We start from the raw sequence: 23,075 nt of genomic DNA on the forward strand, positions 1-23,075 counted from the left end.
CAGGGAAAATGAGCCTTATCAAGCCTCATTTGGTGATTGCAGAGCCTTCCGGCCAGCCCCATATCGGGCTTGGATCAGGGCTTGGGAAGGACGGCCTTCCTGCCCATCAGCACGCCAGTCGCGGGGACGACCCTGCCTCGAAGGGAGGGTCGCCATGGCCTGGAGCATCCTGTTCGTCGCCGGTCTCCTGGAGATCGCCTGGGCGATCGGCCTTAAATACACCGAGGGATTTACGAAGCTCGTCCCGTCTGTCCTCACGCTCGGGGCCATGGCCGGCAGCATCATCCTGCTCGGGCTTGCCCTCAAATCGCTGCCGATTGGAACCGCTTATGCAGTCTGGACCGGCATCGGCGCGGTCGGCACCGCGACGCTCGGCATCATCCTGTTCGGCGAGCCGGCCAGCGCGTTCCGCCTCGCCAGCATCGGGCTGATCGTCGCCGGGATTGTCGGGCTGAAGCTCGTTACCTGATGAAGATCTGTACTGCCCACCAGGTCAGCGCGGCGACGATGGCGGAGGCCGGCATCGTGATGACCCAGGCATAGACGATCGAGCTGGCGACATTCCAGCGCACCGCCGAGAGGCGGCGGGCGGCGCCGACGCCGACGATCGCGCCGGTGATGGTGTGGGTGGTCGAGACGGGAACACCGAGGAAGGTCGCCATGAACAGGGTCGCGGCACCGCCGGTCTCGGCGCAAAAGCCCTGCATCGGGGTCAGTTTTGTAATCCGCAATCCCATCGTGCGGACAATGCGCCAACCACCCATCAGCGTGCCCATTGCCATGGCCGCCTGGCAGGAGAGCACCACCCAGAAGGGCACGAAGAATTCGCCGCCAAGTTGGCCCTGCGAATAGAGCAGCACGGCGATGATGCCCATGGTCTTCTGCGCGTCATTGCCACCATGGCCGAGCGAATAGAGCGAAGCAGAGGCGAACTGCAGGATGCGGAAGGCGCGATCGACGGCAAAGGGCGTGGAGCGCACCGAGGCCCAGGAGACGATCGCAACAAGTACCATCGCGAGCAGGAAGCCGACGAGTGGAGACAGCACGATCGCGATCACCGTCTTGGACAATCCGCTCCAGACCGCCGCCGAAAGGCCTGCTTTGGCAACGCCGGCACCAAATAGACCGCCGATCAATGCGTGGGACGAAGACGACGGGATGCCGAGCGCCCATGTCACGAGGTTCCAGACGATGGCGCCGACCAGCGCCGCGAAGATCACCTGGGCATCCACGATCGCGGGATCGATGATGCCGGTGCCGATGGTCTGGGCGACGTGCAGCCCGAACACCATGAAGGCGACGAAATTGAAGAACGCGGCCCAGAACACCGCGAATTGCGGCCGCAGCACGCGGGTCGAGACGATGGTCGCGATCGAATTGGCGGCGTCGTGCAGGCCGTTCAGGAAGTCGAACAGCAGCGCGACGGCGATCAGTCCGACCAGGACGGGAAGACCCAACGCAACATCCACGGCGCGGCCCCTGCCCTAAACTTGCTCGATGACGATGCTGTTGATCTCGTTCGCGACGTCGTCGAAGCGGTCGGCGACTTTCTCGAGATGGTCGTAGATCTCCGCGCCGACGATGAAATCCATCGCGTTGCCGTCGCGATGCTTGAGGAACAGTTCCTTCAGCCCGATATCCTGGAGATCGTCGACGCGCCCCTCGAGCTTGGTCAATTCTTCCGTGATCGCAGTCAGCATGGCCACGTTCTGACCGATCGCCTGCATCAGCGGCAACGCGCGACCGACCAGATTGGCGCATTCCACCAAGAGCACGCCGATCTCCCGCATCGGCGGCTCGAAGATGCGAACCTCGAACAGCATCACGGCCTTGGCGGTCTGCTGCATCTGATCGATGGCGTCGTCCATCGAGGTGATCAGGTTCTTGATGTCGCCGCGGTCGAACGGGGTGATGAAGGTGCGGCGCACCGCCGTCAGCACCTCGCGGGTGATGTTGTCGGCGTCGTTCTCGAACTGGTTGACGCGCTGGCAATAGACCGGCGTCTCCTCGCCCCCGTTGAGCATGCCCTGGAGCGCGATCGAGCCCTGAATCACGGTCTGGGCGTGGCGGTCGAACAGGTCGAAGAACCGTTCTTCCTTGGGCAGGAAAGCGCGAAACAATCGCATCATGGGGGAGAGACTACCGGTTGGATAATGGCCTAGCCCAAGCGGGCCGTCATGAAACTGTCATAGACCATTTTCGATCCACGCGCGTGCCACCTCACGCCCGTGGAGCCGGATCATCCACCGCTTTCGCGCGCCACCGATTTTTCTGCTACATCAATGACTTACAGCGAACGCCGGAGGTAATGCGCGATTTCGCCGATGACGCCACGGCGGAAGGTGAGCACACAGATCACGAAGATCGAGCCCTGGATCACCGTCACCCACTGGCCGAAGCTCGCCAGATATTGCTGCATGGCGATGATCGCGAAGGCGCCGACCACGGGCCCGAAGATGGTCCCGAGCCCGCCGACCAGCGTCATCAGCACCACCTCGCCGGACATCGACCAGTGCACGTCGGTGAGCGAAGCGTTCTGCGCCACGAACACCTTCAGCGATCCCGCAAAGCCGGCGAGCGTGCCCGACAGGACGAAAGCCAGGAACTTGTACTGATCGGTCCGGTAACCGAGCGAGATCGCGCGCGGCTCGTTCTCACGGATCGCCTTCAGGACTTCGCCGAACGGCGAATTGATGATGCGGTAGATCAGCAGGAAGCCGGCGAGGAAGCCGACCAGCACCACGTAGTAGAGCACGGTCGGCTTGGTCAGATCGAACACGCCGAACATGCGGCCCTGCGGGATGCCCTGGATGCCGTCCTCACCGTGGGTGAACGGCGCCTGGAGGTAGATGAAGTACAGCAGCTGCGACAGCGCCAGCGTGATCATCGAGAAATAGATGCCCTGGCGGCGGATCGAGATGAAGCCGGTGATGAGCGAGAGCCCGAACGCCGCGGCAATGCCGACGAGGATGCCGAGTTCCGGCGGCAACGCCCACACTTTCAGCGCGTGCGCGCTGCAATAGCCGGCGGTGCCCATGAACATCGCGTGGCCGAACGAGAGCAAGCCGCCATAGCCGATCAGGAGATTGAATGCACAGGCGAGCAGCGCGAAGCACAGCGCCTGCATCACGAAGAACGGATAGATGCCGCTGAATGGCACCGCAGCCAGCAGCAGTGCCATCACCACGAACACGATCATCTCGTCGCGGATCGCGCGCGGGGGGGCCGGCAGTGTGTCGTCCGTCAAGGCTGTCATATCAGGCCGCCCTTCCCGTCAATCCCGTTGGCTTCACCAAGAGCACCAGCACCATCAGCACGAACACGACGGTGTTGGAGGCCTCGGGGTAGAAATACTTGGTCATGCCCTCGATCACACCGAGCGCGAAGCCGGTGATGATGGAGCCCATGATCGATCCCATGCCGCCGATCACGACCACCGCGAACACGACGATGATGAGGTCGGCTCCCATCAGCGGCCGCACCTGATTGATCGGCGCCGACAGCACGCCGGCGAGCGCGGCAAGTCCGACCCCGAGGCCGTAGGTCAGCGTGATCATGCGCGGCACGTTGACGCCGAAGGCGCGCACCAGCGTCGGGTTTTCCGTGGCTGCGCGCAAATAAGCGCCGAGCCGTGTCTTCTCGATCAGGAACCAGGTCGCGATGCAGACCACCAGCGAGAAGATGACGACCCAGCCGCGATAGACGGGCAGGAACATGAATCCGAGATTCATGCCGCCCTTGAGCTGGTCCGGAATGGCGTAAGGCAGGCCGGAGGAGCCGAAGTAGTTCTGGAACACGCCCTGCACAATCAGCGCAATGCCGAAGGTCAGAAGCAGACCGTAGAGATGATCCAGCCCGGTCAGCCATTGCAGCATGGTCCGCTCCAGGATCATGCCGAAGATGCCGACGATGATCGGCGCAAGCAGCAACGCCCACCAGTAGTTGATGCCGCCGAGGTTCAGCAGGAAATAGGCAGCGAACGCGCCCATCATGTAGACCGCACCATGGGCGAAATTGATGATGTTGAGCATGCCGAAGATCACGGCAAGCCCGAGACTGAGCAGCGCGTAGAACGAGCCGTTGATCAGTCCCACCAGTAGCTGAGCGTAAAGAGCCTGCATCGATCCCGCACCCGGTCCCTTCGGCGTTCCCTGAAAGTCGCCCGCAGGCCTGATGGCCTGCGGGCGGTTATCTTACTTCTTCAAGAGCGCGCACTTGCTCTCGGACAGCGGCGTGAAGGCCTGGTCGCCCGGCACCGTGCCGACCAGCTTGTAGAAGTCCCACGGTCCCTTGGACTCGGAGGGCTTCTTCACCTCGAACAGATAGGCATTGTGGATGGTGCGGCCGTTGGGCTGGATCTCGCCCTTGCCGAACAGATCGTCTTCCGTCGGCATCGACTTCATCTTCTCGACGACCTTGGCGCCGTCATGCGGGTTGCCGCCGAGCGCTTCCAGTGCCTTGAAATAGTGACGCACGCCTGCATAGACGCCAGCCTGCACCATGGTGGGCGGCGCGTTGCTCTTCATCTTCTCGGCGAAGCGCTTGGAGAACGCCCGGGTCTTGTCGTTCATGTCCCAGTAGAAGGTCTCGGTGAAGTTGAGGCCCTGCGCGGTCTCGAGCCCGATCGCCTTGACGTCGGTGAGGAACAGCAACAGCGCCGCGAGCTTCTGGCCGCCCTTGACGATGCCGAACTCGGCCGCCTGCTTGATCGTATTGGTGGTGTCGCCGCCGGCATTGGCAAGGCCGATGATCTTGGCCTTGGAGGCCTGCGCCTGGAGCAGGAAGGACGAGAAGTCCGGCGTGTTCAGCGGATGCTTGACGCTGCCGACCACCTTGCCGCCATTGGCGGTGATGACCGCAGTGGTGTCGCGCTCCAGCGCCGCGCCGAAGGCGTAGTCCGCGGTCAGGAAGAACCAGGTGTCGCCACCGGCCTTCACCAGCGCCTGGCCGGTGGTATGCGCCAGCATGTAAGTGTCGTAGGTCCAGTGCACGGTATTGGGCGAGCACTGCGCGTTGGTGAGGTCGGAGGTCGCCGCACCCGAGTTGATGTAGACGCCGTTCTTCTCCTTGACGACGTTGTTGACGGCCAGCGCCACGCCGGAATTCGGCACGTCGACGATGATGTCGACCTTGTCGACGTCGAACCATTGCCGCGCGATCGCGGTGCCGATGTCGGGCTTGTTCTGGTGATCGCCCGAGATGAGGTCGATCTTCCAGCCCTTCGCAGCCAGGCCGGAATCTTCAATGGCCATCTGCGCGGCGAGCGTCGAGCCCGGTCCGCCAAGATCGGCGTAGAGCCCGGACTGATCGGACAGCGCGCCGATCTTGACGGTCTTGTCCTGCGCGGACGCGACGCCCGTTACGGCGAAGGTGAGCGCGGTGGTCAGCAGCAATGACGCAATCGACCTGGTCTTCATGCAACTTTTCCTTTTGAATTTTCTCGTTCGCAGTTCTTTTGTTGAGCATGATCTTTCGGAAAACCGCTACACACTTTTCCGGATCATGCTTTAAACGCCGAGATAGGTGTGGAGCTTGTCCATGTTGGCGGCAAGCTCCGCATTGGAAAATCCGTCAATGATCTTGCCGTGCTCGACCACGTAATAGCGGTCGGCGACGGTGGATGCGAAGCGGAAGTTCTGCTCGACCAGGAGGATCGTAAAACCCTCCTTCTTGAGCCGCGCAATGGTGTGGCCGATCTGCTGGATGATGACGGGCGCGAGACCCTCGGTCGGCTCGTCCAGCATCAGGAAGTTCGCGCCGGTGCGCAGGATGCGCGCGATCGCGAGCATCTGCTGCTCGCCGCCGGAGAGTTTGGTTCCCTGGCTGTTGAGCCGTTCCTTCAGGTTCGGAAACAGATCGAAGATCTGCTCGAGCGGCAATCCCCCTGGGCGCACCACCGGCGGCAGCATCAGGTTCTCCCGCACGTCGAGGCTGGAGAATATCCCCCGCTCTTCCGGACAGAACGCGATGCCCATGCGCGCGATCTTGTCCGAGGTCGTGCGGATGATGTCCTGGTTGTTGAACTGCACCGAGCCGGTACGCTTGCCGATGATGCCCATGATCGACTTCAGCGTGGTGGTCTTGCCGGCGCCGTTACGCCCGAGCAGCGTGACGACCTCGCCCGCATTCACGTCGAAATTGATCCCGTGCAGGATGTGGGACTCGCCGTACCAGGCTTCCAGGTTGCGGACCTGAAGGATGTTGCCGCCGCTTGCGGTCTTTGCGGGAGCTTGCGCGGTTGCAGTCTCAACCATGACCGGCTCCCAGATAGGCTTCCTTGACGCGTTCGTCCTTGGTGAGTTCGCTGTAATGGCCTTGCGCGAGCACCTGCCCGCGCGTCAGCACGGTGATGATGTCGGAGAGGTTGGCCACGACGCTCAGATTATGCTCGACCATCAGGATGGTATACTTCGCGGAGATGCGCTTGATCAGCGCGGCGATCTTGTCGATGTCCTCGTGGCCCATGCCGGCCATCGGCTCGTCCAGCAGCATCATCTCGGGGTCGAGTGCAAGCGTGGTTGCGATCTCCAGTGCGCGCTTGCGCCCGTAGGGCATCTCGACCGCGGGCGTATTGGCGAACTCGCTGAGGCCGACATCGTTCAACAATTCGCGCGCGCGATCGTTGAATTGGTTGAGCACGGACTTGGAGCGCCAGAAATCGAAGGAGCTGCCGTGCTGGCGCTGAAGCGCGACGCGGACATTTTCCAGCGCGGTGAGATGCGGAAATACCGCCGAGATCTGGAACGAACGAACCAGCCCCAGGCGAGCCACGTCGGCGGGCGCCATCGTGGTGATGTCCTGCCCCTTGTACAGGATTTTTCCGGCAGACGGCTTGAGGAACTTGGTCAAAAGATTGAAGCACGTCGTCTTGCCGGCGCCGTTGGGGCCGATCAACGCGTGAATGCTCCCACGGCGAACCTTGAGCGCAACGTCGCGGACGGCGAAGAAGCCCGCGAACTCCTTGGTCAAGCCTTCCGTTTCGAGAATGAACTCATCGGCCAAACAGTTTTCCCCCTGCCCGCGCAACACGCGTGGCTATCCTTGTTGCTTCGGTTTCCGGAGGCCTTTTTCCGGAGGCCTTGGAGCCTCTCCGGAACGCCGCCTCCGGGCGCGGAATATGCCGGAGGTGACGGGGGTTAGGCAAGGCGGAAAGCTGAGCAGGTCAGGCCTCCGGCCGGGAGACTTATGCTCCCTTAGTCGGACGTGTTTTGATGTCGCCTGCCCAGCCTCCCGGTCGCAAGGCGCCGGTCATCAAGCCGTCGTTAACGGTCTTTCGGTCCATGCGCCAGCCTTCATAGAAAATTTTCCCGCAACCAGGATCATGCGCGGGTTTTATACGTCGGGAATATTATCGTGGATTTTGCAAGCGCCGCTCCTTCTGTGGTGAAGTCGATCAGGCAGCGTGATCTCCTGAACACGTGGCTGCGGCTTTATGCGCGCGAGCAGATGGCCCCGGCGATCTGGGAGTACCAGCCCGAGCGGCTCGAGGAAGAGCTCTCCGATCTCATCTATTATACGGTCGATATTTCGGCGCCGAAACCGCGTCTGACCATCCAGAGCGAAGGTACGCGCATCTCGCGCGCCTATGGACACACGGGTAAGGGCGTTCTGCTCGACGACTATATCGGGCCGCGACTCGTGCCCTTTGTGATGCCGGTCTATTATGAATGCGTGGCGCGTGGCCTTCCCGTCTACAGCGTTGCCGACGTCGACGACATTTACGGCCGGATCGTCGCCTATGAGCGCTTGCTGCTGCCGTTCCAGGTCGACGGCAACATCTGTCACATCATCGCATCGCTCAAGACTTTCTGCGAGGACGGTGGCTTCGAGATCAAGAACCTGATGCGCGGAAATGACGCGCTGCCGCGCCCGAGATCGCGCGCGGTGATCGACCGCGACCTGTTCCATCGCGCTCCCGGCCGCATCGCGCCCGCCGAACTGGTCGAGTTCGCGGACCAGTCGGGCTCCGGTGTCACCACCGCGATCATCGAGCTGAACTAGCCGTCAGCGCGATTTCGCGCCGAAATCCTTGGCGTAGATCTCCGGCTTGAAGCCGACCAGCACCTTGCCGCCAATTTCCAGCACCGGCCGCTTGATCATCGATGGTTGCGCTAGCATCAACGCCAGCGCCTTCTTCTCGCTCAAGCCTTCCTTGTCGGCATCGGGAAGCTTCCTGAAGGTCGTCCCGGCGCGATTGAGCAGCGTCTCCCAGCCGACCTTGTCGCTCCACTGCTTGAGCTTGTCCTTCTCCACCCCCTCCGTCTTGTAGTCGTGAAACGTGTAAGTCACGCCATGGGTGTCGAGCCAGGCGCGCGCCTTCTTCATGGTGTCGCAGTTCTTGATGCCGTAGATGATGTTGGGCAAGACGTTCCTCGCGCATGCGTCGTATCGTGATCCCCAAGCGTTGTACGCAACTCCGGTTCGCGCGACAATATTGCGAACGACGCCAGCTCTCCGAACGGACACTCCATGCACGTCACCCACGATCCAGCCGCTAACGCGTCGCCGACCATCGACTTCAACAGCTTCCTCGCGGTCGATATTCGCGTCGGCACCATCATCGATGCAAAGCCGTTCCCGGAGGCGCGCAAGCCGGCCTGGCGTCTGTGGATCGACTTCGGTCCCGCGATTGGCGTGCGCAAGAGCTCGGCGCAGATCACCGAAAACCATCCGCTTGAGACGCTGGTCGGCCAACAGGTCGCGGCCGTCGTCAATTTCCCGCCGCGCCAGATCGGTCCGGTCGTCTCGGAGGTACTGACGCTCGGTTTCCCCGATGCCGACGGCAAGGTCGTGCTGGTGCAGCCAAGCAAGCCCGTGCCGAACGGCGGACGGCTGTTCTAGCCTTAAGGCCGCTTCGGAATGTTCAGCCCGCTCTGGACGGAAGGACGCGCAAGGCCGCGTTCGAGCCAGGCGCCCACCGACTTGAACTGGCTGAATTCGACGAGATCGCCGGCGCCGTAGAACCCGACGAGGTTGCGCACCCAGCCGAGCATGGAGATGTCGGCGATGGTGTAGTCGTCATCCATGAACCATTGCCGGCCTGTAAGATGCGTCTCCATCACGCCGAGCAGGCGCCTGGCCTCGCCCACGTAGCGCTCGAGCGGCCGCTTGTCCTCGAAATCCTTGCCGGCGAATTTGTGGAAAAAGCCGACCTGGCCGAACATCGGCCCGATGCCGCCCATCTGGAAATGCAGCCACGCGAGCGTCTGGTAACGGCGCGCCGCATCCTGCGGCAGCAGCTTGCCGGTCTTCTCCGCGAGGTACTGCAGGATCGCCCCGGACTCGAACAGCGGCAGCGGCCTGCCGCCGGGACCGTTCGGATCGAGGATCGCCGGGATCTTGCCGTTCGGATTAAGCGAGAGGAATTCCGCCGTCTTCTGATCGTCTTTGCCGAAATCGACGAGGTGGACTTCGTAAGGAAGCCCGATCTCTTCCAGCATGATCGAGACCTTGACGCCGTTCGGCGTCGGCAGCGAATAAAGCTGAAGCAACTCCGGGTGCTTGGCTGGCCAGCGCTTGGTGATGGGAAAGGCGGACAGATCGAACATCGGGACCCTGGCTTCGTTCATGAGACGCCGCCTAGTCTAGGCGAGCGGACGTACGACGCAAGGTCGAGTGCTCAGATCGATTTCCCGCACCGGGATCAGGTCACAATGGCCGTAGCAAATGGCTGGTGGCGTAAGTCATATCGCGCTGTACGCGCTGCTCGATGAAGCGCTGCCCGGTAACGAGCAGCGCTCCGGTGAAAACGAGCGCGAGCATCGCGGTCGCGAACTGACTGGTATCATTCATCGCACGAGCTTCTCTCACACCGGTTCGCACAGGGAACGCGGGCCGACCATCGACAGTTCCTGCAGGCTTCAAATAAATTGCCGGTTTTTCCCGGTTCTTGAGCCGGCTGCCCACCTCAATAGTTGATCTCCATCCGCAGCCCATGCGGGTCCTCCTCCCCGCCGACACGTTGCGTGCTGTCGCGTGCCGCGACGGTGCAAGCACAGGCGTCGATAAGATCGTCGCGGCCGATGCCGGTGCCGTGACGTTGGGTCAACCATTTCGGCAGGCGCGTGAAGCCGCGTTGCGCGAGGAGCGCGATGCGCTGCTCACGGCCTTCCGCGGATGTCTTCTTCGCAAGCCGGACACACCCCGCGAGATTCCAGAAGATCAATTCCGGATGCGCTTCGCCGATCGTCGCCTGCCGCGCGGGCGTCATGATCTCGTCGACGTCCCTGATCTTGTCCCTGATATTCCAGAGCTGTGCCGATACGCCCCTGCCCTTGCCTTCGTGCTCCCAATAGTGGCGATTGGCCGCCGCCATGTCGGCGAATGTCCAGAGGTCTCGGCGCGCGCCGAGAAACACCGCGGGACCGACCAGCTCGCGTGCGCGCAAATCGCAGATGCGATAGCCGCTCGGCTTCAATCCGATCGGCATATCGATCATCGCACGCGCGTGCGGCATCGCGAGCAAGCGGGTCAGGCCGGGTGAATAATCGAAGCCATGATCGCCGCTCGCGTCGATCCAGGCAGCGACCCAGCCGAAGCGAAATCCGTCGAGGCCGAGATAGTTGTTCACGCCTACGATCCAGCCACCGATCCGCGCTCGTTCATCCCGTGCCCTCGCTCCGATGTCGCTCGAACAGGCGCTGCGCCAACAGTGCATGGCCGAGCGTGCCGCCGGCGCGAACAGCCGCCGCAATCAATGCGGTCTCCGCGACTTCCTCGCGCGTTGCACCGGCCTTCGCCGCCTGCGCCGTGTGCACGTCGAGGCAATAGGCGCATTGCGTGGTGAGTGCGACCGCGAGGGAGATCAGCTCGCGATATTTTGGCGGGATCAATCCGTCCTTGCGCTCGACCGCGTGGTTGAACGCAAGGAACGCGCTGGCCTCGACCGGCGCGAGCGCCACGAAGTCCGGGATCGATTTCAGATCGTCAGGGCTTTGATAACACGTCATGGCTCACCTCGTCAGATATTCGCGCATCAGGGCGCGGGCGCGATGCAGGCGTGCCTTCACGGCTTGCCTTGTCGTATCGAGTGCGACGGCGATTTCGTCGATGGTCATTTCCTTGACGTCGCGCATCAGCGCGACATCGCGGTAGTGCGGCGGCAGCGCCTCGAAGGCTGCCGCGACGTCGAGCCGCAAATCGGCTTCTGGGCGCGACAGCAGCAGCGCCTCCGCCTCTCCGTCGTCAATCGCCGGCGCGAGCCCCGCCTTGCGGGCGAGCCGCAGGCATTCGCGGCGGACCACGCTGAACAGCCAGGCCGAAAACGCGAGCCACGAGCGGATCGTGCCGACATGGCGAAACAGGATCCACAGCGCCTCCTGCGTCGCATCCTCGGCATCCGCCGAGCTGCGGCAGGTGGCGCGGGCATAGCGACGGATGTTCGGCTGCGCCGTCTTGAGCAGAGACGCGATCGCCTGGGGATCGCCGAGGCGCGCGGCCTCGAACAGGTTTGGCGAGATCACGGCGGCTCTCACGACACCCCTCCCCTTCCGATGCCGGCCATCGCGCAGATCGGACAATAGCCGACCAGGCCGGTCAGCGCGAAGCCGGCGCCGCCGAGCGCAACCAGCCACGCCGCAGCGCCGCTGAAATACGCGAATGCGGCGACCGCCACCGCGACGCCTAAGGCAATCCGCACCGCCTGATGAAGGCCGCCGATGTTCTTCCTGTAAAATGCCATCACATCCTCCGAGATGAGCCGAAGCAAAATGCCCCGACCATCAAGAGAGGGCGCGACGCCCCGAAACGATTCGCGGCACCGTGCAATTTTTTTCGCGCTCAGCGTCCGACGGCCTGATAGGCCAGACGCTTGAATTCGAAGAAGAACGGATTCCAGAAACCCATGTAGCGCTGCGTCATCAGCACGCCGGCGGTATTGGCCTGCGGGCAGATCCACCAATGGGTGCCGGCAAGGCCGCCCCACTGGAATTCGCCGGTGGAATTCGGGGGATCGAACGGCATCGGCGCGAAGGTGACGGCGCCGCCGAGGCCAAAGCCTTTGCCGGGGATCGGGCCGAGATTGGCGAAGCGGATGGTCTGGCCTGCGGGCAACTGGTTCGTCATCATCTGCCGCAGCGTCTCCGGCTTCAGCAGCGCACCCGGGCCGGGTAGCAGCGCCCGTACCAAAGCGAGCATGTCGGGCAAGGTCGAGACCAGCCCGCCGCCGCCCGACAGCCGCGGGAATTGCCGTCGATAGGCCTGCGGATAAGGCAAATTGTCGGCCCGGGTGAGGCCGGGCTTCATCGGGTCCAGCACGTCGGCACCATTGTACAGCGCGACCAACCTGCCCTGCTGCCCGTCCGGCACGTGGAAGCCGGTGTCGGTCATGCCGAGCGGCTCGAAGATGCGCGCCTTGAAGACGGCGTCGAGCGGCTTGCCGGAGACGACCTCCACGACACGCCCGAGCACGTCGGTCGCAACCGAATATTCCCAGGACGAGCCGGGATGATAGGACAGCGGCAGATCGGCGAGCTTGTCGATCATGCCGGTCAGCGGCGTGAGCGGATTGAGGATGATCGCCTCGTTATAGCCTTTGAACAGCACCGAGCCGGGATCGAAGATGCCGTAGCTGAGGCCGGCCGTATGGGTGAGAAGCTGGCGGACCGTGATCGGGCTCTTGGCTGGCTCGACGTCGGCAAGGCTCGAAGCGCCCGGCTTCAGCACCTTGCGATTGCCGAGTTGCGGCAAGAATTTCTCGACGACATCATCAAGCCCGATGCGGCCTTCCTCGACCAGCAGCATGACCGCGCAGGTGACGAAGATCTTGGTATTGGAAAACGCCCGAAAAATGTGATCGGGCCGCAGCGCGGTACTCGCCTCGCGATCGGCGAAACCGACGCATTGCTGATCGACGACCTCGCGCCCGCGCAGCACCGCCCAGGATGCGCCAGGAATGATCTCCTGATCGACGTAACGCTGCATTGCCGTCCGTGTGGCGGAAAAATCAGGTGTTCTGGCGTCCATGTGCTTCCCCCAATGATGGTTGGGATCGATATAGCGTGAATTCGCCGGATATGAAGCCCGTCCGAACGGCGCAGCTCAGCCCTGTTTCATGAACGCAGTGACGTGCAGGCGGCGCCGAATCCGCATCCCCTGCCGCAGGTACAGCGCGATGGCTGATGAGTTGCTCGAAAACACGTGCAGGAACGGAATTTCGCCGCGTGCCTCGATCTGGCGCGCGACCGCCGCGAGCAGTGCCTGCGCGTAGCCTCGCCCCCGATGATCAGGGTGGACGCAGACGGCCGTCATCTCGACGAAGTTGCCCGGCTTCATGCGCTCGCCGGCCATCGCGACCAATTCGCCGCCGGTGCGGATGCCAAGGAACGTGCCGAGCTCGTGCGTGCGTCGCGCGAAGGGACCGGGCTTGGTCAACTCGGTCAGCGCCATCATGGCGGGAACGTCGGCCGCACCCAACCTGACGATCTCGGCGTCGCGAAGCGGGCTGTCGGCGGGCGAGCCCATCATCTGCTCGCAGGGTCCGGCGAGCACGACCTTGAAGCCGGCGGGAACGTCGACCGTATCAGGCGTAAACAGCGCGGCGACCTGCGAGCCGGACAGAAGATCGCCGAGCGAGGCAAAGCTCGCCTCGGACATGTCGACCATGTCGGCAAACGGCGTCATGTCCACGGGGTAGCGCAGCGCGCGCGGGCCCCCTTCGGCCAGATGTTTGTCGCTGGTCGTGAGCGCGCTCCAGATCGGGCGATCCAGCAGCGTCACGTCCCCGTCGGACACTGTCTCAATCCTTCTCGAAGCTGACGATGACGGCGGCATTGGCGATGAGGATGGGGTCGTTGCCCTGTTCCGGGGCCGAGGGAATCTCCAGCCCACCCTTGACCGCGTTGACGGTCACCGTGCCGTAAGGCAGCTCCTTGGCGACGGCTTCCTTGTCCACGCTTTCCGGATTAGGCACCGCGATCGTGACGTCGACGAACATGTCGTTCGCGGTCTTGTTGATCATCCGGAAGAAACCGAGGCTCGAATGCCTGATGGCATCCGACACCGCGCGCTTGGCCGCCTTGGTGGCGTCCTTGCCGTGGACGTCCACGCCCATGCCCATCTCGGTGATACAGCGAACGCGAGTCATGCTCATTCCTGTCGGTGCTGGAATTTCGGTGCTGGAATTCAGAGGGGCTGAGCTTCCGCGATCCGCGCCTCCGGCACAAGCGCCTTTTCGCGCAGGAAATATGCGTTGCGGTCCTCCTCCTGCGCATTCACGACCGCGCGAATTCGCAGCAGATCCTTGCGCGCCACCAGACCCACCACACGATGGTTGGCGCGGTCGACCACCGGCAAGCGGCCGATATCCGAGGCGACCATGAGATCGGCGACCCGCCCCAGGACGTCGTCGGGATGTGCCACCACTGCCGAGGTATCCGACACGACATCGTCGAGCGTTGCGGCCTGGTGATCGCCCTCGGTGCGCCAGCGCAGCACGTCGGCACGGGTGACCATGCCGGCGAGCCGCCCGTCGGCGGCGACCACCGGATAGGACTTGTGACGGCGCTGATCGGAGGTGAAGAAAGCGACCGCCGCGTCGACAGGCATGTCGACCGGCAGCGTGTCGACATTCGTCACCATGACATCGGCGGCACGCAGCAGCTCGAACGGATCGATCGCGTATTCGCGCGTGATGTGTTGACCGCGGCGCGCAATCTTCTCGGTCAGAATCGAGCGCTTCAGCAGCAGCACGGTAACCGCATGCGCCGCGCCGGTTGCCGCCAGCAACGGCAGCAGCATGTCGATGTTACCGGTCAGCTCGATCGCGAACATCACGCCTGTCAGCGGCGAGCGCATCGTGCCGCCCATCATCGCGGCCATCCCGACCAGCGCCCAGAACGACGCTCCGCCGGGCAGCACCAGTCCCTCGATCCAGCCGGCCGTGCCGCCGAGGATGAGCAGCGGCGCCAGCACGCCGCCTGACGTACCCGAGCTCAGCGCGATTACCCAGATCGCGGACTTCACCAGCAGCAGCCGGATCGCCTCGTCGCGCGCCATGTGACCCGACAACAGATCGGCGATCACGTCGTAACCGACGCCGAGCGCGCGCGGATCAATGAGCCCGCCGAGGCCAACGGCGAGGCCGCCGAGCATCGGCCACCACATCCAGTGCACCGGCAGATGGTCGAACAGGTCTTCGATCGCGTAGAGCAGCCGCGTCATCAGGCCGGATTGCAGGCCGGCCACGATCCCGACGCCGACCGCAGCTGCCAGTCCCCACCAGGGCAGATCCGGCCGCTCCGCGAACGGAAACAATGGCCCTGTCCCGAACAGCAACGGGCGCCACGCCGCCGAGATCACCGCCCCCGTCACGACAGGCAGGAAGCTGCGCGGCTTCCATTCGAACAGGAGCAGCTCGACCGCGAGCAGGACCGCCGCGATCGGCGTGCCGAAGATCGCCGTCATGCCGGCAGCGGCACCGGCGACCAGCAGCGTCTTGCGCTCGGCTGCGGTGAGATGGAAGCACTGCGCGAAGATCGAGCCGATCGCACCGCCGGTCATGATGATCGGCCCCTCGGCGCCGAACGGACCGCCGCTTCCTATCGACACCGCCGAGGACAGCGGTTTCAGGATCGCGACCTTCGGCTGCATCCGGCTGCCGCCGATCAGGATCGCCTCGATCGCTTCGGGGATGCCGTGGCCGCGGATCTTCTCCGAGCCGAACCGCGCCATCAGCCCGATCACGAGGCCACCGAGCGCCGGCGCCAGCACCATCCAGATTCCCGGATGGGCGTTCGCGAGCGAGACATTCTCGGTGCTGATATGACCGAACCAGACCAGATTGGTCACCAGCGCAATCAGCTTAAGCAGCACCCACGCGGCTCCGGCGCCGAGGCTGCCGACCAGCACCGCCATGCCGATCAAGACCAGCACGCGGCGGTCGGCGGTGAAATCTCCGGGCTTGCCGCGAGGACGCGGGAGGCCGCCGGTAATGTCCACGGTCTGGCGCATGAATTGCTCTTGAAGGATTTGATTTGGGAGGGATTCTTGTGCCCGCCAATATATCGTAACACGATATATATCAAGGAATGGCTGCCATGATCCTCCGAGACCATCCGATGGACTGGGCGCTACTTCTCCCGCGCCCGGAGTTCGTCGACCAGAACCCGCACATTCTCCGAATAATCGATCGGGATCACGACCAGATGCACGCCGCCTTCCTTGAAGGCGGCATCCAGCGTCGGACCAAAACCGTCGATGCTCTCGATTCTATGTCCCTTCGCCCCATAGGCCTGCGCGTACAGGACGAAATCGGGATTGCCAAAGGTCATGCCGAAATCGGCAAAATGGTCGACGGCCTGTTTCCAGCGGATCATGCCATAGGCGTTGTCCTCGAGCACCAGCACGACCAGGTTGAGCTTGAGGCGGACGGCGGTCTCCATCTCCTGGCTGTTCATCATGAAGCCGCCGTCGCCGGCGACCGCGAGCACGCGGCGGTCGGGATAGAGCATCGCGGCCATCATCGCCGACGGCAGGCCGGCGCCCATCGTCGCCAACGCATTGTCGAGCAGCAGCGTGTTGGCGACGCGGGTGCGGTAGTTGCGCGCGAACCAGATCTTGTACATGCCGTTGTCGAGCGCGACGATACCGTTCTCCGGAATGACCTGCCGGATGTCGTGCACGATGCGTTGCGGCGTCGGCGGCCAACGCGCTTCAGTGGCGCGATCGGCGATCCGGCCGAGAATCGTTTCGCGCAGCGGCAGCAGCGCGGCGGCTTGCGGCAGCTTGCCTTCGAGCCGGTCGGCGAGCAGTTCCAGGCTCGGGCCGACGTCGCCGACGACTTCCGCATCCGGAAAATACACCAACTCGACGCTGGCCGGCGTGTAGCTGACGTGAATCACCTTCGGGCCCGAGGGCCCCATGATGAAGGGCGGCTTCTCGATCGGGTCGTGGCCGATCGCAACGATCAGATCGGCGGCGTCGATCGCGTCATGAACGTAGTCGCGTTCGGACAGCGCGGCAGTACCCATATAGAGATTGGTACCGCCCGGCACCGTGCCCTTCCCCATCTGCGTGGTGAAGAACGGAATGCCGGTCCGCCGCACGAAGGTCGCGATGCCGTGGGTCGCGCGCGGCCGGCTGGTCGCCGCGCCCATCATCACCAGCGGGTGCTTCGCAGCCAAGATCATCTCGGCGGCGCGGTCGAGCGCGGCGCGATGGGCGACCGGGATCTCGATCGGATGAACCGGGATCATCGGGACATCAGGCACTTCATCGCCCGCGATGTCCTCGGGCAGTTCGAGATGCACCGGCCCCGGCCGCTCCTCCATCGCCACGCGAAACGCATCGCGCACCACAGTCGGGATGGTGGAGGCGCTGATGATCTGCCGCGACAGCTTCGTCAACGGCTTCATGGTGGCAACCACGTCGACGATCTGGAAACGCGCCTGCCGGCTGCTCATGATCGGCTTCTGGCCTGTGATCAAAATCATCGGCATCGCACCAAGATGCGCATACGCCGCGCCCGTCGACAGATTGAGCGCGCCCGGACCGAGCGTGGAAAGACAAACACCGGGTTTGCCGGTCAGCCGCCCGTACGTCGCGGCCATGAAGGCGGCGGCCTGCTCGTGGCGGGTCAGGATCAGCTCGATCCTGGAGGTGCGGAGCGATTCGACCAGATCGAGATTCTCCTCGCCGGGCACACCGAAGATGCGGTCGACGCCTTCGTTCTCCAGCGCGGCAACAAACAGGTCCGAGCCTTTTGCTTTGCGTTCCTGCCCACTCATGTCGCCTCCCGGTCACAATGTCGGCTCCCGTGCTCCACGGCAGCCGGCGCATGGTAACGGTCCGCGGCGCGGGCACAACTCACAATGAGGCGCGCAGCTGCATCATCCCTGTCATCGCGAGCACAGCGAAGCAATCCAGACTGTCGCCGCGGAGAGATCCTGGATGGCTTCGCTGCGCTCGCAATGACGGAGTGTGGCGACAACGCTCCTCCCTCTCGTGTCCCGGACGCGGTGCGGCACGCAGTGACGCTTCGCAGAGCCAAGGAAGCTACGCCCATCGCTGTTGCACAGACCCCGCCTCCAGCGCACCGCGAAGAGGCGCTGCGCTGCGTCTGGGGCACGACCATCGTTGAAGGACTGGCATGGGCTCGCATCCTCGCGGCATGTTCGCCCGAGCTTTGCTTTGCTTCATCGCCTTGCCCTCTTATGAAAGAGGGCGCAGGGAAGACCGGGTGCCGGCTGGCACCCACGGTCCACTGTGCGAAAGTTGTGCTACGAAAAGCTGCACAGCGGCATACAGGTGAAGCCAAACAACCGGCCTTCCCTGCGCAGCGGTTTTACGGCTTATGCCGTGCTCTCCCCGGGGAGCGATGCACTATTGCCCCCGTCGCCTCACAGATGCGCGGACCCGGTCGGGCCGCCACATCACCGCAAGACTTGACGCACAGACCCCGGGCGTCAGGACGACACGGTTTTGCCGTACGCGAGAGCGCACCGGTCGTGTGCGCGACGCCTTCGCTCACGGTTGCCCGCCCTGCGAAGCCGTTCGCGCCGGTGTGCCCAGCGTCCGCCGCCGCCCGGCCCGCGTTCGTGACGATCGCGATACGCCCCTCTTCCTTGGGCCGGAGTGAGGCGACACATACGTCGTTTCCGAAATTCGGTAAAGTGGAATATTTTTGATGGCCGGCATCGACCAACGGATGGCGTGTTTTGCCGACGGGCAACACAAAGTCTTGTAGCCCGGCGCCCTCACCTCGCCATCAGGCTAATCTCCGTGACGAGGCGGCGTTGCAAGCCGCGTGCGCCGTGCTATCGCTTGGGCGATGACTCCCAAAACCTTCGAAACCCGCTGCCTGCACCTGCCCGCCGTCACCAAGGTGGTACAGTGGGAAGGCACCTCCGTGTTCAAGGTCGGCGGCAAGATGTTCGCACTCGGCGGCGGCTTTGCCGCGCGCTCCGGCGGCTACATGTTCAAGGTCTCGAACATGGCCTATGCCATGCTGATCGAGCACGGCCTCGCGCGGCCGGCGCCGTATCTGGCGCGCGCCAAATGGGTGCAGCTCGTCGGCAACAGCGCACTGTCAGACGCCGAGCTCACAACCTATCTGGCGCAGGCGCACATGCTGATCGTGGCGAAACTTACGCGGAAGTCCCGCAAGGCGCTGGGCCTGGACTGAAGCGCAGCCGCTGCTGAGGCTGCTGAAGCGAGGGCCTGCAGTGATTGACTTCGATAATATGCCTGACTAAAGTCAGACATCATGCTGGACCCTGTTTCCCGCGTCCGCCGCTTCAACCGTGCCGTCACGTCGGCTGTCGGCGCGCTCGATACGTCATTCCTGGGACGCGGGCGGCCACTGGGGGCGGCGCGCGTGCTCAACGCGATCGGGCACGGGCGGTCGGACGTGGCCGAGATTCGCGACTATCTCGGCCTCGATTCCGGCCTGATGAGCCGCCTGCTCCGCAGCCTCGAGGACGAAGGGCTGGTCGAGACCATTGCGCATGAAGATGATGCGCGCCGCCGCGTGGCAACGTTGACACGTGCGGGCCGGCGCGAGTTCGCGGCCTATGAGGCGCTGTCGAATACGCAGGCCGAGAGCTTCCTCGCTCAACACTCGCAACGCGAGGCGCTGCTGGCGGCGATGGATTTGATTGCCTCCGCATTGACGCGCGAGCGCGTCACGCTGGACGAGATGGATCCACGGAGCGAACAGGCCCGTTATTGCCTCGGCGAATATTATGGCGAGCTCGGCCGCCGCTTCAAGCAGGGCTTTGACGTCTCGCTGTCGCGCGATCCTGACGCCAAGGATATGCGCCGCCCGCGCGGCACGTTCATCGTCGCGATCTCGGACACGCTGCCGATCGGCTGCGTCGGGCTCAAGGGCACGGATCACGGCTATGCCGAGATCAAGCGGCTGTGGGTCGCACCGGCAGCGCGCGGATTGCGGCTTGGCCGGCGCCTCATGGAAATGACCGAGGATGCTGCGCGCGGGCTCGGCATCAAGCTGCTGCGGCTCGACACCAACAGCGCCCTGGCGGAGGCCGGCCAGCTCTACCGAGGAAGCGGCTGGACCGAGATCCCCCGCTTCAATGACGATCCCTACCCGGACCTGTTCTTCGAAAAACGTCTGTGAGCGCCGGCGCCGATCGCCCTGTTGCCGCGTTATGGCCGGAGCCGCAGGAGCAACGCCATGACCAGGTCCGACCTCGCCGACATCTACCGCGACTACATCGCCTGCCTGAACCGGCGGGATTGGCCCGCCCTCGGACAGTTCGTCCACAATAACGTCGCCCACAATGCGCGACCGTTCGGACTATCCGGCTATCGTGCCATGCTGGAGCAGGATTTTCGCGCAATTCCGGATCTGCATTTCGACATCGAGCTGCTGGTCTGCGATCCGCCGCAAATCGCCGCCCGGCTGAAGTTCGATTGCACGCCGGCTGGAACGTTTCTGGGGCTGGATGTGAACGGCAGGCGCCTGTCCTTTTGCGAAAACGTGTTCTATCAATTTCGCGACGGAAAAATACGGCAAGTGTGGTCCATCATCGACAAGCGCGCGATCGAGGCGCAGCTCTAGCGCTGCGCCTCGATGAACCTGCTTACGCCGCCGCCGGCGCCACCTCCGCTTGAGGCTTCGCGAACGGCCTGAAATTCATCGCCATCAGGAAGGCGCCGAGGCCCATCGCCCAGGAGGCGATGTAGAGCCAGGCGTAGCTCGAGAACGCATCGTAGATCAGGCCGCCCGCGAGCGGGCCCGTGGCCATGCCGAGGCTGCCGGCCATCGCGGTGCCGCCGATCACCGTACCCATCATCTTGAGCGGAAAGTTCTCGCGGATCAGCACCGCGTAGAGCGGCATGGTGCCGGCATAGATGAAGCCGAAGACGGCCCCGACCGCGTAGAACGTCGCGAGCTGATGCGCGAAGACATAGGCGAGTGCGCCGAACGCCTGCAACAGCAGACCCGAGACCAGCACGCGCTTGGCACCGAAACGGTCGCCCATCAGGCCGAAGGCGATGCGCCCGCCCATGCCGGCAAAGCCCTCGACGCTGTAGATCGTCACCGCCGCAATCAGCGGAATGCCGCAGCTCACGGCATAGGAGACGGTGTGGATGATCGGGCCGGAATGCGTGGCGCAGCAGAAGAAGTTGGTCGCGAGCAGGATCAGGAATTGCGGCGAGCGCAGCGCCTCGGCCAGCGACATTTCCCCTTGCGCGGCGCCCTCGCCCGCAGGCGCGGCCACGGCGTGCGCGAGCGCCGGCGGGGGGCGCACCAGGAACGAGACCGGGATCATGATGGCGCCAACCACCAGCGCCACGATCTGCATCGAGGTGCGCCAGTCATGGCCGGAGACGAGCCAGGCCGCGAGCGGCGCCATCGTCATCGGCGCCATGCCCATGCCGGCCGACACCAGCGACACCGCGAGGCTGCGATGGGTGTCGAACCAGCCGGTCACGGTCGCCATCATCGGCGCGAAGATCGCTGCACAGGAGGCCCCGACCAGAAGGCCAAAGACGAACTGAAACGCCAGCAGCGAGGTCGCGTGGCTCGCCGCGAACAGGCTGACGGACAGCACCGCCGAGCCCGTTAGCACCACCGGCCGCGGCCCGAACCTGTCGCTCAGCGTGCCCCAGGCCATGCTGGTACAGGCCATCGCCAGAAAGCCGATCGTCATCGCGCTGGAAATGCCGGTCACCGACCAGCCGGTGTCCTTTGCAATCGGCTGCAAAAACACCGGCAGCGAAAACATGCCGCCGATCGCGACGCAGCCGAGCAAGCCGCCCGCGGCGACGACCACCCAGCGATACGAGGAAGAGTTCATTTTGGTCTCCCGTCAGGTCTGACTGCCTGGAAGACGAATGGGAACTGCTCGCGCCGACAGCCGGCACCACGGCATCGGAGCAATTTTTTCGGGACCGGCCGCGCTCACGCTCCGCCTAGTTCGCCAGTCCCTGCTTCCCGATCCAATCGTTGATCAGCCTGGCGACGTCGTCCGAATTGCGGTCCATCATCATCATGTGGGTGTTGCCCTTGATCCCCATCTTGGGCAGCTCGAACGTATCGACCTTGCCGCCCGCCGCCGCGACCGCCTGGCCCCATTTGGTCGGATTGACCACGAGCTTGGACCAGACCGGGACCTTGTCGAGGAAATCACCCCATACGATCAGATGCGGCACGCCCTTGAGTTTCGCAGCATCGGCCTTGGCCGGATCGGGTGCCCCCGACGGCTCGACGGTGATCAGCGCCTTCACCTTGTCCGGCGCATTGAGGGCGGCGGTGAAGCCGAAATTGCCGCCTTGGCTGTGAACCAGGATGATGCACGGGCACACCTTCTGCACCAATGCATCGTAGGCTTTTTGCGTGGCGGCGTCATTGGTGGCCCAGCGCGGAATGCCCTGCTTGGCGAACTGGTCGAACGCCTCGATCGGGAATTGCTCGCCCTCGAATGCCTCGCGCTTGCCGCCGACCTCGTAGCTCGGCCCGATCCGGAACAACTCCCATGCTTCCTTCTTGGGCCGGAAGAACGGCTCGCTCTTGAAGATCTCCGGATAGCGCGCCCAGGAGGCGCGGCCGCGCTCCACCGCATCCGAGACGTAGACGTCGTAGCCCGCATTGAGGAAGAACTGCTGCCAGCCCGGCTTGCCGTCGGGCTTGGTCTCCCATGTCACACCCGAAAGGCCGCCGCCGTGCCAGAGCAGCAGCGGCAGTTTCGACTTCGGCGCTGCCTGCTTGACGAATTGAACGTACATCTGCTCGACCTCGAACTCGCCGTTCGGATCGACCTTGATCGGCGGAGCGCCTGGCGAGAACACAATCTCCTTGGAAGGAAGCCCGCTCAGCGTTTCGGTGTGGCCGCCGACGTGAAAGCTGCCGACTTCCTTGACCAGATAGTCGGCCGCGGCCGGGGTCGCGGCTGCGATGGTCGCCGCCAGCGCGATTGCGATTGTGCGCATGAAGCTCTCCTCCGACTCTTGTTGTTGGCGGCATTGTCCTCAACAAAAATGCGGAAAACAACCCCATGCACAGTAGACGGCCCCTGCGGGATCAATGGCTTACGATGCGAGCAACTTGCGATTCCAAGAACTTCCGATGCTAAGCCGCGAATTGACTCGTCGGGCAAAACATCAGTATGATG

27 protein-coding genes are annotated in these 23,075 nt (G+C 63.7%); 6 read left to right on the plus strand and 21 right to left on the minus strand.

The window, feature by feature from the left end:
• The first annotated feature begins 154 nt into the window (after window positions 1-154).
• Window positions 155-469, plus strand: a complete 315-nt coding sequence (sugE, locus tag ABIB06_RS08410; RefSeq protein ID WP_354046873.1) for a quaternary ammonium compound efflux SMR transporter SugE — start codon at window positions 155-157, stop codon at window positions 467-469.
• Here sugE and ABIB06_RS08415 read toward each other — a convergent pair.
• The 7 genes from ABIB06_RS08415 to ABIB06_RS08445 all read right to left on the minus strand — a co-directional run bounded on the left by ABIB06_RS08415 (window position 462) and on the right by ABIB06_RS08445 (window position 7,002).
• Window positions 462-1,469, minus strand: a complete 1,008-nt coding sequence (locus ABIB06_RS08415) for an inorganic phosphate transporter (protein ID WP_247346195.1) — start codon at window positions 1,467-1,469, stop codon at window positions 462-464. The two genes, sugE and ABIB06_RS08415, sit on opposite strands and share 8 nt — an antisense overlap.
• Before the next feature lie 15 nt (window positions 1,470-1,484).
• On the minus strand, window positions 1,485-2,129 hold the full coding sequence (locus tag ABIB06_RS08420) for a DUF47 domain-containing protein (RefSeq protein WP_247346192.1): 645 nt from the start codon (window positions 2,127-2,129) through the stop codon (window positions 1,485-1,487).
• Window positions 2,130-2,287: 158 nt separating this feature from the next.
• A complete protein-coding gene (locus tag ABIB06_RS08425) occupies window positions 2,288-3,256 on the minus strand; it encodes a branched-chain amino acid ABC transporter permease (RefSeq protein WP_247446872.1) in 969 nt (322 codons plus the stop codon).
• Window position 3,257: 1 nt separating this feature from the next.
• Window positions 3,258-4,121 (minus strand): branched-chain amino acid ABC transporter permease, encoded by an 864-nt coding sequence (locus ABIB06_RS08430; RefSeq protein WP_247346185.1) that lies wholly within the window; start codon window positions 4,119-4,121, stop codon window positions 3,258-3,260.
• Window positions 4,122-4,193: 72 nt separating this feature from the next.
• Window positions 4,194-5,417, minus strand: a complete 1,224-nt coding sequence (locus ABIB06_RS08435) for an ABC transporter substrate-binding protein (RefSeq protein WP_354046871.1) — start codon at window positions 5,415-5,417, stop codon at window positions 4,194-4,196.
• Window positions 5,418-5,507: 90 nt separating this feature from the next.
• Window positions 5,508-6,254, minus strand: a complete 747-nt coding sequence (locus tag ABIB06_RS08440) for an ABC transporter ATP-binding protein (RefSeq protein ID WP_354046870.1) — start codon at window positions 6,252-6,254, stop codon at window positions 5,508-5,510.
• Entirely contained in the window at window positions 6,247-7,002 is a 756-nt protein-coding gene (locus tag ABIB06_RS08445; protein WP_247346176.1) for an ABC transporter ATP-binding protein, read from the minus strand. Before ABIB06_RS08445 ends, ABIB06_RS08440 begins: the two co-directional genes overlap by 8 nt.
• A gap of 351 nt (window positions 7,003-7,353) precedes the next feature.
• Between ABIB06_RS08445 and ABIB06_RS08450 the strand changes: the two genes are divergently transcribed.
• The gene (locus ABIB06_RS08450; protein WP_247346173.1) at window positions 7,354-8,001 is read left to right on the plus strand and encodes a hypothetical protein; all 648 of its coding nucleotides are present in this window, start codon (window positions 7,354-7,356) and stop codon (window positions 7,999-8,001) included.
• Between the two features lie 3 nt (window positions 8,002-8,004).
• Here the strand turns inward: ABIB06_RS08450 and ABIB06_RS08455 are convergent, their stop codons facing one another.
• Entirely contained in the window at window positions 8,005-8,364 is a 360-nt protein-coding gene (locus tag ABIB06_RS08455) for an ArsC family reductase (protein WP_354046868.1), read from the minus strand.
• A gap of 105 nt (window positions 8,365-8,469) precedes the next feature.
• On the opposite strand from ABIB06_RS08455, the gene ABIB06_RS08460 reads away from it, so the two are divergent.
• A complete protein-coding gene (locus tag ABIB06_RS08460; protein ID WP_354046866.1) occupies window positions 8,470-8,841 on the plus strand; it encodes a tRNA-binding protein in 372 nt (123 codons plus the stop codon).
• Window positions 8,842-8,843: 2 nt separating this feature from the next.
• Here the strand turns inward: ABIB06_RS08460 and ABIB06_RS08465 are convergent, their stop codons facing one another.
• The 11 genes from ABIB06_RS08465 to ABIB06_RS08515 all read right to left on the minus strand — a co-directional run bounded on the left by ABIB06_RS08465 (window position 8,844) and on the right by ABIB06_RS08515 (window position 17,723).
• Complete coding sequence (locus ABIB06_RS08465) at window positions 8,844-9,548, minus strand: glutathione S-transferase family protein (RefSeq protein ID WP_354046988.1); 705 nt, start codon at window positions 9,546-9,548, stop codon at window positions 8,844-8,846.
• Between the two features lie 100 nt (window positions 9,549-9,648).
• Window positions 9,649-9,792: a hypothetical protein gene (locus ABIB06_RS08470; RefSeq protein ID WP_354046864.1), complete on the minus strand. Its 144-nt coding sequence runs from the start codon at window positions 9,790-9,792 to the stop codon at window positions 9,649-9,651.
• 115 nt (window positions 9,793-9,907) lie between these two features.
• A complete protein-coding gene (locus ABIB06_RS08475) occupies window positions 9,908-10,570 on the minus strand; it encodes a DUF429 domain-containing protein (protein WP_354046862.1) in 663 nt (220 codons plus the stop codon).
• Window positions 10,571-10,601: 31 nt separating this feature from the next.
• The gene (locus ABIB06_RS08480; RefSeq protein ID WP_247346155.1) at window positions 10,602-10,949 is read right to left on the minus strand and encodes a carboxymuconolactone decarboxylase family protein; all 348 of its coding nucleotides are present in this window, start codon (window positions 10,947-10,949) and stop codon (window positions 10,602-10,604) included.
• Between the two features lie 3 nt (window positions 10,950-10,952).
• Complete coding sequence (locus tag ABIB06_RS08485; RefSeq protein ID WP_247346153.1) at window positions 10,953-11,474, minus strand: RNA polymerase sigma factor; 522 nt, start codon at window positions 11,472-11,474, stop codon at window positions 10,953-10,955.
• A complete protein-coding gene (locus tag ABIB06_RS08490; RefSeq protein WP_247346149.1) occupies window positions 11,471-11,680 on the minus strand; it encodes a YgaP family membrane protein in 210 nt (69 codons plus the stop codon). Before ABIB06_RS08490 ends, ABIB06_RS08485 begins: the two co-directional genes overlap by 4 nt.
• 98 nt (window positions 11,681-11,778) lie before the next feature.
• Window positions 11,779-12,963 carry a serine hydrolase domain-containing protein gene (locus ABIB06_RS08495; protein ID WP_354046860.1) on the minus strand — a complete coding sequence of 395 codons (1,185 nt, stop codon included), beginning with the start codon at window positions 12,961-12,963 and terminating at the stop codon, window positions 11,779-11,781.
• A 75-nt stretch (window positions 12,964-13,038) separates the two neighbouring features.
• Window positions 13,039-13,731 carry a GNAT family N-acetyltransferase gene (locus ABIB06_RS08500; RefSeq protein WP_354046858.1) on the minus strand — a complete coding sequence of 231 codons (693 nt, stop codon included), beginning with the start codon at window positions 13,729-13,731 and terminating at the stop codon, window positions 13,039-13,041.
• A gap of 4 nt (window positions 13,732-13,735) precedes the next feature.
• Complete coding sequence (locus ABIB06_RS08505) at window positions 13,736-14,083, minus strand: Lin0512 family protein (RefSeq protein ID WP_247346143.1); 348 nt, start codon at window positions 14,081-14,083, stop codon at window positions 13,736-13,738.
• Window positions 14,084-14,121: 38 nt separating this feature from the next.
• Window positions 14,122-15,948, minus strand: coding sequence for a chloride channel protein (locus ABIB06_RS08510; protein ID WP_354046855.1), 1,827 nt, complete (start codon window positions 15,946-15,948; stop codon window positions 14,122-14,124).
• Window positions 15,949-16,067: 119 nt separating this feature from the next.
• Window positions 16,068-17,723 (minus strand): acetolactate synthase large subunit, encoded by a 1,656-nt coding sequence (locus ABIB06_RS08515; RefSeq protein WP_354046853.1) that lies wholly within the window; start codon window positions 17,721-17,723, stop codon window positions 16,068-16,070.
• A gap of 1,043 nt (window positions 17,724-18,766) precedes the next feature.
• On the opposite strand from ABIB06_RS08515, the gene ABIB06_RS08520 reads away from it, so the two are divergent.
• From ABIB06_RS08520 to ABIB06_RS08530, 3 genes are all read left to right on the plus strand, one after another.
• Entirely contained in the window at window positions 18,767-19,120 is a 354-nt protein-coding gene (locus ABIB06_RS08520) for an MmcQ/YjbR family DNA-binding protein (protein WP_354046851.1), read from the plus strand.
• Between the two features lie 81 nt (window positions 19,121-19,201).
• Window positions 19,202-20,074: a bifunctional helix-turn-helix transcriptional regulator/GNAT family N-acetyltransferase gene (locus ABIB06_RS08525; RefSeq protein WP_354046849.1), complete on the plus strand. Its 873-nt coding sequence runs from the start codon at window positions 19,202-19,204 to the stop codon at window positions 20,072-20,074.
• A 57-nt stretch (window positions 20,075-20,131) separates the two neighbouring features.
• Window positions 20,132-20,518 carry an ester cyclase gene (locus ABIB06_RS08530; protein WP_354046847.1) on the plus strand — a complete coding sequence of 129 codons (387 nt, stop codon included), beginning with the start codon at window positions 20,132-20,134 and terminating at the stop codon, window positions 20,516-20,518.
• Window positions 20,519-20,540: 22 nt separating this feature from the next.
• On the opposite strand, the gene ABIB06_RS08535 is transcribed toward ABIB06_RS08530, so the two are convergent.
• Together ABIB06_RS08535 and ABIB06_RS08540 are read right to left on the minus strand one after the other, a co-directional pair.
• On the minus strand, window positions 20,541-21,761 hold the full coding sequence (locus ABIB06_RS08535; RefSeq protein WP_354046845.1) for an MFS transporter: 1,221 nt from the start codon (window positions 21,759-21,761) through the stop codon (window positions 20,541-20,543).
• A 115-nt stretch (window positions 21,762-21,876) separates the two neighbouring features.
• A complete protein-coding gene (locus ABIB06_RS08540; protein ID WP_247346125.1) occupies window positions 21,877-22,893 on the minus strand; it encodes an alpha/beta hydrolase in 1,017 nt (338 codons plus the stop codon).
• Window positions 22,894-23,075 lie beyond the last annotated feature (182 nt).

It is taken from the genome of Bradyrhizobium sp. LB8.2 (genome assembly GCF_040548035.1).
Classification (GTDB): Bacteria; Pseudomonadota; Alphaproteobacteria; order Rhizobiales; family Xanthobacteraceae; genus Bradyrhizobium.